This is a genomic window from Citreicoccus inhibens (assembly GCF_019039035.1).
GTDB classification, from domain to species: domain Bacteria; phylum Myxococcota; class Myxococcia; order Myxococcales; family Myxococcaceae; genus Citreicoccus; species Citreicoccus inhibens.
This window is the reverse complement of the sequence record NZ_JAHNZT010000007.1, coordinates 62,190-77,202: the sequence shown is the minus strand read 5'-3', so window position 1 is coordinate 77,202 and position 15,013 is coordinate 62,190. Positions and strand designations below refer to the sequence as shown.

General features: G+C 70.6%; 11 protein-coding genes. 9 read left to right on the top strand and 2 right to left on the bottom strand.

Annotation, left to right across the window (positions count from 1 at the left end; genetic code table 11):
- Window positions 1-98: 98 nt before the first annotated feature.
- Window positions 99-1,073 (top strand): alpha/beta hydrolase family protein, encoded by a 975-nt coding sequence (locus tag KRR26_RS11855; RefSeq protein ID WP_328707113.1) that lies wholly within the window; start codon window positions 99-101, stop codon window positions 1,071-1,073.
- Here KRR26_RS11855 and dtd read toward each other — a convergent pair.
- Entirely contained in the window at window positions 1,070-1,537 is a 468-nt protein-coding gene (gene dtd / locus KRR26_RS11850) for a D-aminoacyl-tRNA deacylase (RefSeq protein WP_217079850.1), read from the bottom strand. The genes KRR26_RS11855 and dtd overlap by 4 nt on opposite strands.
- Before the next feature lie 333 nt (window positions 1,538-1,870).
- Here dtd and dacB point away from each other — a divergent pair, with 333 nt between their 5' ends.
- The gene (gene dacB / locus KRR26_RS11845; protein ID WP_328707112.1) at window positions 1,871-4,114 is read left to right on the top strand and encodes a D-alanyl-D-alanine carboxypeptidase/D-alanyl-D-alanine endopeptidase; all 2,244 of its coding nucleotides are present in this window, start codon (window positions 1,871-1,873) and stop codon (window positions 4,112-4,114) included.
- A 192-nt stretch (window positions 4,115-4,306) separates the two neighbouring features.
- Window positions 4,307-4,804, top strand: a complete 498-nt coding sequence (locus KRR26_RS11840) for a single-stranded DNA-binding protein (protein ID WP_120209741.1) — start codon at window positions 4,307-4,309, stop codon at window positions 4,802-4,804.
- Window positions 4,805-4,912: 108 nt separating this feature from the next.
- On the opposite strand, the gene KRR26_RS11835 is transcribed toward KRR26_RS11840, so the two are convergent.
- Entirely contained in the window at window positions 4,913-5,590 is a 678-nt protein-coding gene (locus tag KRR26_RS11835; protein WP_217079848.1) for a succinate dehydrogenase, read from the bottom strand.
- A gap of 275 nt (window positions 5,591-5,865) precedes the next feature.
- On the opposite strand from KRR26_RS11835, the gene hslO reads away from it, so the two are divergent.
- From hslO to KRR26_RS11805, 6 genes are all read left to right on the top strand, one after another.
- Entirely contained in the window at window positions 5,866-6,759 is an 894-nt protein-coding gene (gene hslO, locus KRR26_RS11830; protein WP_217079847.1) for an Hsp33 family molecular chaperone HslO, read from the top strand.
- 33 nt (window positions 6,760-6,792) lie between these two features.
- Window positions 6,793-7,824 carry a Leu/Phe/Val dehydrogenase gene (locus KRR26_RS11825; RefSeq protein ID WP_120209645.1) on the top strand — a complete coding sequence of 344 codons (1,032 nt, stop codon included), beginning with the start codon at window positions 6,793-6,795 and terminating at the stop codon, window positions 7,822-7,824.
- Between the two features lie 118 nt (window positions 7,825-7,942).
- The gene (locus tag KRR26_RS11820; protein ID WP_120209646.1) at window positions 7,943-8,659 is read left to right on the top strand and encodes a phosphoribosyltransferase; all 717 of its coding nucleotides are present in this window, start codon (window positions 7,943-7,945) and stop codon (window positions 8,657-8,659) included.
- A 272-nt stretch (window positions 8,660-8,931) separates the two neighbouring features.
- Entirely contained in the window at window positions 8,932-10,848 is a 1,917-nt protein-coding gene (selB, locus tag KRR26_RS11815; protein WP_217079846.1) for a selenocysteine-specific translation elongation factor, read from the top strand.
- On the top strand, window positions 10,845-13,361 hold the full coding sequence (locus KRR26_RS11810) for an ATP-binding protein (RefSeq protein WP_120209648.1): 2,517 nt from the start codon (window positions 10,845-10,847) through the stop codon (window positions 13,359-13,361). The genes selB and KRR26_RS11810 overlap by 4 nt, the downstream gene beginning before the upstream one ends.
- Window positions 13,358-14,788 (top strand): sigma-54-dependent transcriptional regulator, encoded by a 1,431-nt coding sequence (locus KRR26_RS11805; RefSeq protein WP_217079845.1) that lies wholly within the window; start codon window positions 13,358-13,360, stop codon window positions 14,786-14,788. Before KRR26_RS11810 ends, KRR26_RS11805 begins: the two co-directional genes overlap by 4 nt.
- Window positions 14,789-15,013: the final 225 nt, after the last annotated feature.

Sequence of the window (15,013 nt, the reverse complement as noted above, 5' to 3'; positions counted from 1 at the left end):
TTATGCCCGCTCTTCGTCGCGTCCTGTCCGCCGTGATGTGGCTCGTGGTCCCATGCCTCATGACGGCCTGCGCCGGGCCCTCGCGCTCGAGCCCGCCGGTGCGCGCCGCGGCCCCCTTCCACGTGGGGCTTCAGTCCGCCGTGTACCGCGATGAGGCCCGGCAGCGCTCGCTGCGCACCGTGTTCTGGTACCCCGCCTCGGAGTCGGCGCAGATGACGCCCCAGCCCGCGGGCGACGTCTTCAGCTCCTTCCTCGCGGCTCCGGGCGTCCCCCTCGCGGACGCGCACGAGCGCTATCCCGTGGTGCTGATGTCCCATGGCAGCGGAGGCAGCGCCATCAACCAGTCCTGGCTGGCCACGCACCTGGCCGCCCATGGCTTCATCGTCATCGCGGTGAACCATGTGGGCAACATGGTGGGGGACAACAGTCCGGAGGGCTACGTGCGGGCCTGGGAGCGGCCCAAGGACTTCTCCTTCGTGTTGGACTCGGTGCTGAAGGACCCGGCCTGGGGGCCGCGCATCGATGCGGAGCGAATCGGCGCGGCGGGCCACTCCATGGGCGGCTACACGGCGCTGGCGCTCGTGGGCGCGACGCTCAACCTCGAACCCATCGCTCGGTTCTGCACCGCGCCAGCGACCCGGGAGTCCGCGGGCTGCGAGATGCTGCGCGACGTGGACTACCGCAAGATTGACCGGGCCGTGTCACGCGCCTCGTACCGGGACCCTCGCGTGAAGTCGGCCTTCGCGATGGCTCCGGGGATGGCGGGCACGTATGCCCAGCGGGACGTGGCGGGCATCTCCGTGCCCGTGGCCTTGATGCTCGCGCGTGGGGATGAGCTGATGCCCCATGCGGAGTGCGGGATGCGCCTGGCTGGGCAGCTGCCTGCCTCGACGCGCGTGTGGGTGGTGAACGAGGCCGGCCACTACTCCTTCCTGCCGGAGTGCTCGGCGGTGGGCCTTCGGGCCGCGCCCGAGCTGTGCCGGGACGCCGAGGCGGGCGCGCGAGCGGACATCCACGCGCGCGCGCAAGACGCGGCGCTCGAGTTCTTCACCCAGACGCTGGGCGCTCGCTAGGCCTTGGCGGGAGCGTCCGCCCGGGGCGGGCTCTCCAGGAGGAGGGTGACGGGGCCGTCGTTGACGAGCGCCACCTTCATGTCCGCCGCGAAGATGCCGGTGCCCACCGTGAGGCCGCGCTGGCGCAGCAGCTCACACGCGCGCTCATAGAGGGCCTTGGCGGCCGTGGGCTCCTCGGCGTCGATGAAGCTGGGGCGCCGTCCCTTTCGCGCATCCCCATAGAGGGTGAACTGGCTCACGACGATGAGCTGCCGCGAGGTGTCCTCCAGCGAGAGGTTCATCTTCCCGGCGGCGTCCTCGAAGATGCGCAGCGTGGCGAGCTTCTCCACCATCCACGCGACCTCCGCCTGGGTGTCTCCCTTGCCCACGCCCAGCAGCACGAGGAGCCCGGGGCCCATCTCACTCACCCGCTGGCCCTCCACCGTCACCGACGCCTCCAGCACCCGCTGAACCACGGCCTTCATGCGCGCGTCACCTCCGAGCCACCTTCCTGCCAGGGCGGTGCGGACGCGGCAAGCGCGGCGCTCCAAGCGGGCGACCTCGTGGGGTGCGTGACACCCGTGCATGTCAGAGCCAGCGGGCACGCTGGCTTCGTGCAGTCTTGGACTCTCAGAACGCGACGACCCGGCGGGGCGCCTGTTGGCCATGGGGCGCAATGCGCTCCAGGCCACACGAAGGTCACAAGCTTTCAACCTGGCGGAAGAGCGAGCGCCCAGACATGGACGGCGAATGACACCCTCCCTTGCCGCCCCTTTCGTGACCTCCCCATAATGGCCGGCGACCTTCCCGGAGCGAGTGTGCGGTTTCTTCGAGCCAGATTCTTCGTGGCGGCGGTGGCCATTGTCTTGGGACTGCCCCTCATCGCGCGAGCCGCCCCAGCTCCCGCGGACAAGCGGGCCGAGCGCGAGGCGCTGAAGAACGCGCTGCTCCAGGTCCTCCAACGCTCGCCGCTGAAGATGAGCCGCGTGGGCATGCACATGCAGAGCCTGGATGACGGCTCCGTCGTGTTCACCCACAACGCGGACGAGCTGCTCAACCCCGCGTCCAACGTGAAGCTCGTCACGTCCGCGGCGGCGCTGGCCACGCTGGGGCCCGAGTACCGCTTCGACACCGAGTTCCTGGTGGAGCCGGAGCTGCCCGCCGACGGCAAGGTGAAGACGCTCTTCGTGCGTGGCAAGGGCGACCCCACCATGACCACCGAGCGCCTCTGGGGCGTCACGGGCGAGCTGTGGCACGCGGGCATCCGCGAGGTGCAGGACATCGTCGTGGACGACTCCTGGTTCGACGCCGAGCGCACGCCGCCGGGCTATGACCAGGAGGACTCGGACCGCGCGTACATGGCGCCCACCGGCGCGGTGAGCCTCAACTGGAACGCGGCGGCCATCTACCTGCGCGCGGGCTCGGGGCCCGGGGCGCGGGGCGTGGTGGAGATGGAGCCGCCGAGCGACTACTTCATCATCGAGAGCAACGTCGTCACGGGCAGCGGCCGGGCGCGCCGCGTCTCCGTCACGTCGGACCCCTCGGGGGACAAGCAGAAGATTGTCGTGCGCGGGCAGATCGCGGACGAGCGCGGCAGCGTGAGCGTCTGGAAGAAGATCGACAACCCGCCCATGTACTTCGGCTACACCTTCAAGCAGCTGCTCATCTCGCGGGGCATGAAGGTGAAGGGCAAGGTGAAGCTGGGCGTCACGGCTCCGCGCGCGCGCATGGTGCACGTGGCCCAGTCGGACACGTTCGACATCGTGCTCAAGCGGCTCAACAAGCTCTCCAGCAACTTCATCGCGGAGACGCTCCTCAAGACGATGGGCGCGGAGGCGCGCGGCGTGCCGGGCTCGTTCGCCAAGGGCATCGACGTGGTGGAGGCGTTCCTCGACCGTGACGTGGGCATCCCGCGCGGCACTTACGTGATGAAGAACGGCAGCGGCCTCAACGACGCGAACCGGTTCTCCGCCACGCAGCTCGACCGCATCCTCCGGCACATGTACTCGCGCTTCCCGCTGTCGCCCGAGTACCTGTCCTCGCTCGGCATCGCGGGCAAGGACGGCACGCTCAAGTACCGCTTCGAGGGCACCGACGCGGTGGGCCGCCTGCGCGCGAAGACGGGCACCCTGGAGAACGTCTCGGCGCTCAGCGGCTTCGTTCAGTCCGCGGGGGGGGAGAAGTTCACGTTCTCCATCATGGTGAATGACTACCCGGGCCGCTCCGGTCCGGTGGTGGCGGGGCTGGATGCGCTGGGCGCGGCGGTGGCGGCCACGGGCTCCTCGCTGGGGCCGTCCACCGCGGTGGCGGCGCTGGGGGACGGTGGGCGCTCGGGCGCGGTGCCGGAGGTGGCCACGCGCATCAAGACGTACCTGGAGCTGGCCCGTCAGCGCGACCCGCGCAACCTCGGCTTCCTGCGCACGGCGTGGCGCAGCGAGAAGGACCCGGCGGTCCGCGCGGTCCTGGCCGACGGTCTCTATCAGTCCAACCCGCATGACTACCTGGGCGCGCGCACGCTGCTCGACAGCTACTCGCCTGGGGACGACGTCTACGGCCGGCTGCGGCAGGTGGCGCGCGTGCTCTCCGTGGAGGTCCCGGGCGTCGGCAGCATGGTGGAGCTGGCCGCGAGCGGGAACGCCGAGGCCATGTCCCGCGTGGTGGAGCTGTCCGCCGCCGTGGGCCCGGACGCGGATGCGCAGCGCGACATGTCCGAGTCGCTGGGCGAGCTGGCGCGCACCGCGCCCGAGGCGCTCGTCGGGGCGCTCCGGACGGCGAGCCCCGCGGACCGTGAGGCCTCCACGCCGCTGCTCGCGCGCGGCATCGTCCGCACGGGCGACGCGGAACATCCCTTCTGGAAGTCGCTGCGCCGGTTGGTCGTCTCGCCGGACGCGCAGCTCGCCGCCTTCTGCAAGGGGCTGGACGCGACGCTGGCGCCCAAGATCGCCGAGGCCCGGGCCCTGTCTCGCGAGCCCGTGCAGGTCGTGGCCCCGAGCGGCAACGCCGGCGCGCGCGCGGGGCCGGATCGCGATCTGCCCACCGCCGAGACCCGCCCGGGCGGGTAGGCCGCCCCGCTCCCTGGGCCTCCGCCCCGTCCGTCCCCCGGTGGGGCGGGCGGGCGAGTGTGCGCCCAGACACCGGCCGGAATCTGGCCCCGCGGGTGTCAGTGGGAGATGCTAAGGCGGAGGCAAACCTGCCAGGGAGTGCACCCTGGAGGTAGTCACTGCCCCGTGGTGGGGCTGTGCTCGGGAGGAACCATGGCTGGAGGCGTGAACAAGGTCATTCTCATCGGCAACCTGGGGGCGGACCCCGAGGTCCGTTTCACTCCCGGGGGGCAGGCGGTCGCGAACTTCCGCATCGCCACCAGCGAGAGCTGGAACGACAAGAATGGCCAGAAGCAGGAGCGCACCGAGTGGCACCGCATCGTCGTCTGGGGAAAGCTCGCGGAGCTGTGCGGCGAGTACCTGAAGAAGGGACGGCAGTGCTACGTCGAGGGCCGTCTGCAGACGCGTGAGTGGACGGACAAGGAGAACCGGAAGAACTACACCACGGAGGTGGTCGCCACCTCGGTGACGTTCCTCGGTGGCCGCGACGCGGGTGATGGCATGGGAGGCGGCGGTGGACGTCGCTCCGGCCCTCCGCAGCGCGGCGGTGGCATGGACGACGGCTTCGGCCAGGCCCCCCCCATGGACGATGGCGGGATGGGCGGTGGCCACCCGGGCGGTGGCGGCGGGGACGACGACATCCCCTTCTAGTGCCGGGCCACAGGCCCTGAAACGCGAACCGGCCGCTCCCTGCGAAGGGGGCGGCCGGTTTTGCATTCCGGGAGCGAGGGCGCGCGGCCCTCGCCGGGAAGGCTCGCCTCAGTCGGCCGTGGGGGGGAACTGCCCGCCCGCGGTGTAGAGCGCGTAGATGACGCCCCAGCTCATGGCCAGGAGCACCAGGAAGATGAGGATGGAGACGGGCTCGAAGCGGCGCATGGAGCGCTCGCTGGCGAGGATGCCCCAGCCCATGCAGAACGTCTGGATGCCGTTGGCCAGGTGGTACGAGGTACCCAGCGTGCCCAGCAGGTAGACGACGAGCGTGGGCAGGTGGTGGTGCATCTCGCTGGCGATGTCGGCGAACTGCTCGGCGCCGCCCTCCATCAGCCGCGGGTGGAGGAAGGCCAGCCAGATGTGGGCGCCCAGGAACGCGAGCACGCCGAGGCCGGCGATGCGCTGCACCAGGTACTTGAGGTTGCCGTAGTTGTTGTAGCGGGTGTTGTTGGGCTTGAAGCTGAAGATGCGGACCAGGCCCCAGCCGGTGTGCAGGAGCAGGGGCAGCATCACGATGAGGAACGTGAAGGCCTGCGCGAACGGGTTCGCGTAGCTCGTCACGGAGGCCTGCCACGCCTCGGCGCCGCTGAAGGCGGACAGGTTGTTCCACAGGTGGTTGATGACCCAGAAGCTCAGGGGCATCACCGCGAGGAACGAGCCCAGGCGGGACTTGAGGAGGGGCGTCCGGGCGGGGACGGAGTCGGCTGTGGCGGCTTGGGTGCTCATCGAATCTCCAGCGGACGGCTGATCGCGGGATGCGGACCGCGGGGCCGAGTCAAGGCGACGTGACGCTCTGGGGGCGGTTTATAGCCGGTCCCGTCCCCTGGCTGGATTTCTTCCGCACCCCCGGAGCGCCCCGGCTGGCAGCCGGGACACAGGGAGTCATAAGTCCGGGCGATGCTTCCCCTCGGTCCGGCTGCTACCCGCCGGCCGAGCGCCGCCGGGGACGCCGTCTTCCGTTGGCGGGCGGCGAGGGGTGAGGCACCCTTAAAGATTTCCCCATGCCCGATGAGCTTGTCAGTGGACTGTTGAAGAAGGCGGACCTGCGTGTGGTGCTGGCCACCACGGGAGACCTGTCGCGGCAGGCCCGTGCCACCCACCAGAGCGCCCAGGCCTCCGCCGCGCTCCTGTCCCAGGGCCTCACCGCCGTCGCGTTGATGGCGTCGCTCCAGAAGGACGCTCAGGCGCGCATCAACCTCCAGTTGGAGTGTGACGGCCCGGTGCGCGGCCTCTTCGCGGACGGAGACGGCCAGGGAGTGCTGCGCGGTTACGTGAAGAACACCTACGTCGAATACGTGGGCACCGAGGGCCAGTACCACTGGCGTCCCGTGCTCGGGAACAAGGGGTTCCTGTCCGTCCTCAAGGACCAGGGTGGCGGCGAGTACTACCGCTCCTCCGTGGAACTGGAGCGCTTCGACCTCGTCGAAGACCTGGAGCGCTACTTCCACCAGTCGGACCAGGTGGCCTCGCGACTGCTCATGGCCCAGGTGCCATCCCAGGTGAACGGCGCGGTGGATCCGCTCGGCACCGTCGTGGGCCTGCTCGTCCAGCCGCTGCCGAGCGGGGACCTGGCCGCCTTCCAGGAGCACGGCGAGCGGCTGCGCCGGGAGTTCCTCCCGGTGGTGCAGGCCCATGCGGGCGAGAGCGCCTCCGTCCTCCTGCACGCGCTGTTTCCAGAAATGAACCTGGAGGTGATGTCTCGCTACCCGCTGCGCTTCACCTGCTCGTGCAGTGCTGAACGCGTGAAGCGTGCGCTGCTCGCCATGGGCCGCGAGGAGTTGCAGGACTTGTTGGACAAGGAAGGGCAGGCGGAAGCGACCTGCCAATTCTGCACGACGCGATATGTCATTTCAGGAGATGAAATCCGCGGCATGCTGGCGAGCGGCGCGGTTTGACATGTATGGCCTTGCCCGGTACAGGCGCGCGCCATGAGTTACTTCACGCACCTGCTCGAGGGCGGCTACGAGGCCGTCCATCTCCTGACGGATTCCAAGACGGGCCTGCGCGCCATCGTGGGCATGCACAACACGAAGCTGGGCCCTGGCCTGGGCGGCACGCGCGCGCTGGCGACGTATGCCAGCGAGGATGACGCGGTCATCGACGCGCTCCGCCTGGCGCGAGGCATGACGTACAAGGCGGCGCTGGCGGGCCTGCCGCATGGTGGCGGCAAGGCCGTCATCATGTTGCCCAAGGGCCCGTTCGACCGAGTGAAGCTGTTCGAGTCGTTTGGCCGCGCGGTGGAGTCGCTCGGCGGGCGCTACATCACCACGGAAGACAGCGGCACCAGCCCGGACGACATGGAGTACGTGCGCCGGCATACGAAGTACGTGGTGGGCCTGAAGGAGCGGAGCGGTGACCCGTCGCCGGTGACGGCGTTCGGCGTGACGCGCGCGATGGAGGCCACGGCCAAGCACGTCTTCGGGCGCTCGGACCTCAAGGGGCTGCGCGTGACGGTGCTGGGCGTGGGCCACGTGGGCATGCCGCTGGTGAAGGAGCTGCACGAGCGCGGCGCCAAGGTGTGGGTCAGCGACGTCAACGCGGCCAGCGTCGAGCACGCCGTGAAGCAGTACGGCGCGACGGCCGTCACCCCGGACGAGCTGCTGCGGATGGAGGCGGATGTCTATGCGCCGTGCGCGCTGGGCGGCGCCATCAACGACACCACCCTGCCGCTGTTGAAGGTGAAGGCGGTGTGTGGCGCGGCGAACAACCAGCTGCTGACGCCGGGACATGGCGAGCAGCTGGCGCAGCGCGGCATCACGTACGTGCCGGACTACGCGGCCAACGCGGGTGGCCTCATCAACGTGGCGCAGGAGTGGGCCGGGTACGACCGCGCCAAGGCCTACGCCCGCGCCGAGCGCATCTTCGACACGATTGACGAGGTGCTGACGCGCGCGAAGGCGTCGGGTCTGCGTCCCGAGCAGGTGGCGGATCGCATCGTGGAAGAGAAGCTGGCGGCCTGAGCGGTCGCGTGCCGACCTCCACTCGGGCACGCCGGGTGGAGGTTCACGACACGCGGGATGTGGCCAGGGCGCGAGGCTCGGGGTATGACGGGGCCGCACCTCATCCGGAGCTCACGCCGTGGCTACCAAGCGGGCAGCGCCTGGGTCGAAGGCCCAGGGCAAGCGCAAGCCCTCCCCGAAATCCGCATCGAAGTCCCGTCGTCCCGTTGCGTCGCGCAAGCAGGCGCAGAAGCTGGTCTCCATCCCAGGAGACCTCGTCCTGGCGCCGCAAGCCGAGGCCCCGCGACTGCCCACGGGGCGCGACCACTCCCGCAAGAAGTCCACGGGGGTGCAGGAGTTGTCCTGGGCCGAGTTTGATCGCTCGGTGCAGAAGCTGGCCCGCGCCATCCGCCAGACCTACGAGCCGCAGGCGGTGGTGGGCGTGGTGCATGGCGGCGTCTTCGTGGGCGGCGCGCTGTCGTCCGCGTTGGGCTGTGAGTTCTTCCCCGTGCGCATCAGCCGTCGCAGCCGCGACAAGGGCAGCGCGGCGGGACCGGACAAGGCGACCAACAAGGCGCGCGTGAGTGGCGAGATGCCGCGCGAGCTGAAGGGCCGCCGCGTGCTCATCGTCGACGACGTGGCGTCGAGCGGGGACACGTTGGAGCTGGGCACCGCGCTCGCGCTCAAGGTGGGCGCCAAGGCGGTGAAGACGGCGTGCCTCGTGGCGAGGCCCGAGGGGTTCGCTCCCGAGTTCTGCGCGGTCTCCACCGATGCGCTGATTGTCTTCCCATGGGATTACGAGCCCGTGACGGGCGATGGGCGTTTCGAAGAGGATCCGGACAAGGCCGGAGCCTGAGCCGCCACGCCCGCGGTTCCCCCTCGGGCTTGCGCGGGGCGGGGCGAAGCGAGCGCACCCGTGTGTTCGCTTCGAGTTCATGTCCGCGCACCCCGAGCGTGCGAGGCGCGGCGCCAGCGGTTGCTCCGTTGACCGGGGCCTGCCGCCCGCGTTGCGCCCGCCATCTTGGTTTCCTAGGCTCGACCCATGACCGCCCGCGTTCTCCGAGTGCAGGAGGGAGCGGGCGCTGGAACGAGGACCCGGACCGCTCCGGGACCTGAGGCCGCCACGAGATGATCATCGGGACGGCGGGGCACATCGACCACGGCAAGACGTCGCTGGTGAAGGCCCTCACGGGCATCGACACCGACCGCCTCAAGGAAGAGAAGCGCCGCGGCATCACCCTGGAGCTGGGCTTCGCTCACCTCGCGCTGGACGACGGCACCGTCGCGGGCGTGGTGGACGTCCCTGGCCATGAGCGCTTCGTCAAGGCGATGGCCGCGGGCGCGGGCGGCGTGGACCTCGCGGTGCTGGTGGTGGCGTCGGACGAGGGCGTGATGCCCCAGACGCGCGAGCACCTGGACATCTGCCGACTCCTCGGCGTGCGCGCGGGCGTCATCGCGCTCACCAAGTCGGACCTGTTGTCGGAGCTGGGGCCGGAGTGGCGCGCGCTCGTGGAGGCGGACCTCGCGGCGCTCACCGCGGGCACGTTTCTGGAGGGCGCGCCCGTCGTGCCCGTGTCCTCGAAGACGGGCGAGGGACTGGACGCGCTGCGGGCGTCGCTCACGCGCGCCGCGGCGGGATTGCCTCGGCGTCCTGTAGAGGGGCCCGCGTTTCTTCCGGTGGACCGCGCCTTCACCATCAAGGGCTTCGGCTCCGTCGTGACGGGCACGCTGTTGTCTGGAACGCTGTCGGTCGAGGACGCCGTGTCCCTGTTGCCGGGGATGCCGGGGCCGCTGCGCGTGCGGGGCCTGCAGACCCATGGGCGCGCGGTGCAGTCGGTGGAGGCGGGACAGCGCGCGGCGGTGAACCTCGCGGGCGTGGAGGCCGAGTCCCTCCATCGCGGCATGGTGCTCGTGCGCGCCGGCGAGTTGCCCGAGACGCGGATGGTGGACGTGGAGCTGTCGCTGCTGCCCGCCGCGGAGGCCGCGCTCCTGCGTCGCCGCAAGCTGCTGTTGCACCTGGGCACCGCGCAGGTGGAGGCCACCGTGGCGCTGCTGGACCTGGAGGCGCTGGAGCCCGGTGAGACGGCGCTGGCGCAGCTGCGTCTGGATGCGCCCGTCGGCGCGTTGGTGGGCCAGCGCTTCATCCTCCGGGGCGCGCGCGCGCTGCCCGGCCGTGGCGCGACGGTGGCGGGGGGGCGCGTGCTCGCCATCTCCCCGCCGCGTCGTCGCAAGGGCGGCGCCGAACTGGTGAAGCCGCTGCTGGACGCGGACGCCTCGGGACAGGTGGCGTGGTTGCTGCGGCAGGCAGGCTATCGAGGGCTCACGCAGACGGAGCTCTTCGGCCGCTCGGGGTTGGGGCCGCGCGTTCTGGCGCGCGCGCTGGAGTTGCTCGGGAGCCGCGCCGCGGTGCTGCTGGTGGACCGCGAGCGCCGACTCTACGTCTCCGGCGAGGTGTTCGAGGGACTGCGACAGCGAGCGCTGGCGCTGTTGGCCGCCTTCCATGAGCGCGAGCCTCTGCGCGAGGGGTTGTCGCGAGAAGAGCTGAGGCAGAGGCTGTCCCTGGAGCTGGACGCGCGCATCTTCCAGCGAGTCGTGCAGGCACTGGTGGATGCGGGGACGGTGGTGGGGGAGAAGGACGTGGTGCGCCTGCAAGGACGCGGGCGCACGCTGACGCTGGGAGATGAGGCGGCGCGTACGCGGCTCGCCTCGGAGTTGACGGGCTCGGGGTTGGCGCCGCCGACCTTCAACGAGCTGGCGCTGAAGCTCCAGCTGCCCACGCAGCGATTGCGCGAACTCTTGCACGTGATGGTGGCGGAAGGAGGCGTGGTGCAGGTGAGCGACGAGCTGTGTTTCAGCGCCGCGTCCATCGCGGAGCTTCGCGAGCGGCTGGTGGCGCACCTGAGGGAGAAGCGGGAGATCTCCACCCAGGCCTTCAAGGAGTTGGTGGGCCAGAGCCGCAAGTTCGTCATCCCGCTGTCCGAATACTTCGACCGGGAGAAGGTGACGCTCCGGGTCGGCGAGAAGCGAGTCCTGCGTCGCGGATGAACTCCCAGCCCTACAGTGAGCAGGCCGTGCGCGGCCTCATCGAGCCCTTCGGCAACCCCATGCTGGTGTTGGACGCAGGACGCGTGCGTGCCGCCAATGATGCCTACCTGCGCCTGTTGGGATTGGCGCGCGAGCAGGTGGAGGGGCGCTCCTTCCTCGACTTCGTCCAGCCCGAGGAGCGCAGCCGGGTAGGGGAGCGCTATCGCCGCCTCATGGCGTCCGGCGAGCTGTTGGGGGGACAGTCGCACTTCTATCTGGTGCCTGGCGTGGATGGGCACTCGCGCGAGGTGGTCCTCAGCGCCACGTCCATCCTCCTGGAGGAAGGGCGGCAGGGCCTGCTCGTCAATTGTCTGGTGTTGCCCGAGCCGCCCATGGAGCTGGCTGTCGCCGAGCGCCTGGTGGAGACCTCCGCCGCGCTGGTGTCCGCGGACTCGGAGGAGGCGGCGCGCCGCATCGCGGTGGAGGGCCTCATCGCGGCGGGCTACCGCGCGCGGCTCCTGCGCTGGGACGGTGAGCGGTTGTTGTCCCCGGATGGGCATCCCGCGCCCGCGGACGTGGAGTTCGCATTGGAGGCCGTGGCGGACGCGCGCCCCGTGTTCGGCGGCACGGACCACTCCGAGCCCACGCATGTCTATCTCCCCGTGGGAGGACAGTTCGCGGACGTGCTGTGGGTCGAGGGGCCGTGGGTCGCGCCTCGCCACGGCTCGGTGCTGACCTTGTTTGCGAAGGTGGTGGGCGCCGCGCTCGCGGATGCGCGGTTGCAGGCGGAGGGCGCGCGCAGTCGCTGGGAGGTGGAGGCCGTGGCGGAGGTGGCGCGCTTCGTCGCGCAGCCTGTGCCACCCACGCCCGACGCCTTCCTCGCGCGCGTGGCGGAGTTGCTGCACGCCTCGGCCGTCACGCTGCACGTCGTCCCCGGGCCGGGCAGTCCACTCTCACTGCTCGCCCACGTGGGGCTGGAGTCCGTCGTGGCGCAGGGCCGCTCGGTGGAGGCGCTGGCGGGAGTGCTCGCGCCCTGGGCCGTCGCAGTGGAGACGGGAGTCCTGTCCCAAGATGCGCACGCTCGTGCGCTGCGGGAGTTCTCGGGAGGGAGTCTGGAGAGCGGCGCCGCGGCTCGGCTCACCCGTGGTGGCGAAGTGGTGGGCGCGCTCCAGGTCCTGCGTCCGGCCGAGTGGCCCTTCGACGCGCGCGATGCGCGCCTGTTGTCCACGCTGGCGGAGCTGCTGGTGACGCTGCTCGAACAGCGCCGACTGCGCGCCGAGTCCGCGCGCCAGCTCACCGAGACGCGCCTGCTGTTGGACCTCGCCCGCACGACCTCGGGCGTGCTGGAGACCGCGAGCATCCTGGACGTGGCGGCGGACTTCCTCGTCCACCTGCTCGACGTCTCCAACTGCTTCATCCTGCTCTACGACGAGAAGGCCCGACTGCTGCGCGGCGCCGCCGCCTCGAGCGCGCACCGCGAGTTCTTCCGCTCGGTGGCCATCCCCCTGCACGGCGATGGCTTGGCCTCGCGCGTGGCTCGGGAGCGTCGGCCCATTGCCATCGAGGATGTGGCCAAGAGCCAGGGCGGCTACGACGCGGAGTTGGTGGAGCGGCTGCGCGAGAAGGCGCTGCTGGCCCTGCCGCTGACGTCTCGCGAGGAACTCATCGGCGTGGTGATGCTGGATGACGTGCGACGCTCGCGCGCCTTCGGGCCCGAGCTCATCGAGCTGGCCGAGGCCACGTGCGGACAGCTCGCGCTCTCCATCGCCAACGCGCGCCTCTACGAGTCACTCTGGGCCAGCTACGCAGAGCTGGCCGCCACGCGCGCGGAAATGGTGAAGCGCGAGCGGCTCGCGGCCCTGGGCGAGCTGTCCGCCATCGTGGCCCACGAGGTCCGCAACCCGCTGGGCGTCATTTTCAACGCGGTGGCATCGCTGCGCCGGCTGCTCCAGCCCGAAGGGGACGCGGTGATGCTCCTCGACATCCTGGGGGAGGAGAGCGATCGCCTCAATCGCATCGTGGGCGACCTGCTCGACTACACGCGCCCGCGCGAGCCGGTGCTCCAGCCGGAGGACCTGGGCCGCGTGCTCCATGACTCGCTCGAGGCGGCGCGCGCGCAGGGCGCGGCGGACCGGCCCGTCCGCATCCAGGCGGAGGTGGAGCCGGAGCTGCCCGCGGTGCCCATGGACCGACGCCTCATCCGGCAGGCGCTGGTGAACGTGGCGGTCAACGCCATGCAGTCCATGCCCCAGGGCGGGCTGCTCCACGTGCGAGCGCGCCGCGAGGCGCTCGATGGCCGCGAGCAGCTCCGCATCGACGTGGCGGACCAGGGCCCGGGCATCCCCGCCGAGCTGCTCCACCGCGTCTTCGAGCCCTTCTTCACCACCAAGGCGCAAGGCACCGGGCTGGGGCTCGCGGTGGTGAAGCGCATCCTCGAGGAGCATCACGGGGAGATTGCCGTGGAGAGCACCCTCGGCCGTGGTACCACCTTCACCTTCCGGCTGCCGCTGTCGCAGCCCCCGTCCTTCCCATGACCAACGCGAGCACCCAGCTTCCCCGCGGACGCATCCTCGTGGTGGACGACCAGCGCAACATGCGCGCCACCACCGCGCTGCTCCTCCGCGCCGAGGGCTACACCGTCTCCGAGGCGGCCACGGGCGACGAGGCCCTGCGCCTGTTGGCCAGCGGCCCCGTGGACCTCTTGCTGACGGACTTGAAGATGGAGCCCATGGACGGGCTCACGCTCCTGAAGCGCGGGCTGGAGGTCGCCCCTCGGCTCCAGGTCATCATGATGACGGCGTTCGGCTCCATCGAGAGCGCGGTGGAGGCCATGCGCCTGGGGGCCTACGACTACGTCACCAAGCCCTTCAAGGAAGGCGAGCTGCGCTACCGCGTGGAGCGCGCGTTGGAGCGCGCCAAGCTCCAGGCGGCGGTGGACACCTTCGCCAGCGAGTTCAACCAGCGCCACGGCCTGTCGGCGCTCGTGGGCCGCAGCCCCGCCATGCGCGAGCTGACCACGCGCCTGCTGCGCGTCGCGCAGAGCGACGCCACCGTGCTCATCCAGGGCGAGAGCGGCACGGGCAAGGAGCTGGTGGCGCGAGCGCTCCACGCGCACAGCCGGCGCAGCTCGCGCCCCTTCGTCCCGGTCAACTGCGCCGCCATCAGCGAGACGCTGCTGGAGAGCGAGCTGTTCGGCCACGCCAAGGGCGCCTTCACGGGCGCGGTGAAGGCGCGCACCGGCCTCTTCGAGGAGGCCGACGGCGGCACGCTCTTCATCGACGAGGTGACGGAGACGAGCCCCACCTTCCAGTCCAAGCTGCTGCGCACGCTCCAGGACGGCGAGGTGCGCCGCGTCGGCGAGTCCACGGCGCTGCGCGTGGACGTGCGCATCGCCGCCGCCACCAACCGCGACATCGAGCTGGAGGTGCGCGAGAAGCGATTTCGCCAGGACCTCTACTACCGCCTCAACGTGGTGATGCTGCGCGTGCCGCCCCTGCGCGAGCGCCTGGAGGACGTGCCCGCCCTGGCCGAGCACTTCCTGGAGCGCGCCAACGCCCGCAGCCCCCGTCCGAAGCGCCTGTCCGCGTCGGCGGTGGAGCACCTCATGACGTATGGCTTCCCCGGCAACGTGCGCGAGTTGGAGAACCTGGTGGAGCAGGCCGCCGCGCTCGCCGAGGGCGATGAGCTGCTGCCCGAGGACTTCCCGCTCCGCCCGCAGGGGCGCGTGGCGCCGCCGCCCGGACTCCCCGCCCAGGAGGAGAGAGCTCCGGGGGCGCCCACCGGCCTGTCCCTGGCCGAGGCCGTGGAAGAAGCCGAGCGCCGCGCGATCGCCCAATCCCTGGAGCGCCACGGGGTGGACCTGGCGCGGGTGGCGGACGAACTGGGCGTCTCCTCCACCACCCTCTGGCGGAAGATGAAGCGCCTCAACCTCCGCCCTCCCCCGGACGTCGTCCGGGACTAGCCCCGCGCCCGCCCGGGCACCTGTCCGAAGCGAGTGCAGCCGGGGAATCCCCCGGGTTCATCCATGAAAAATGCAACCACCTGAACTCGTTGGGGGTTTTCAGATTTGAAACCCGATTTCAGCTCTGAAATCGGCGGAAGAGGGCGGCTGGATGTCCCACCTTCTTCAAGTGCTTGAGAAAACTGGAGTTTGCCTCCTCGGCACGCATGGCATGGCACCTGCTAA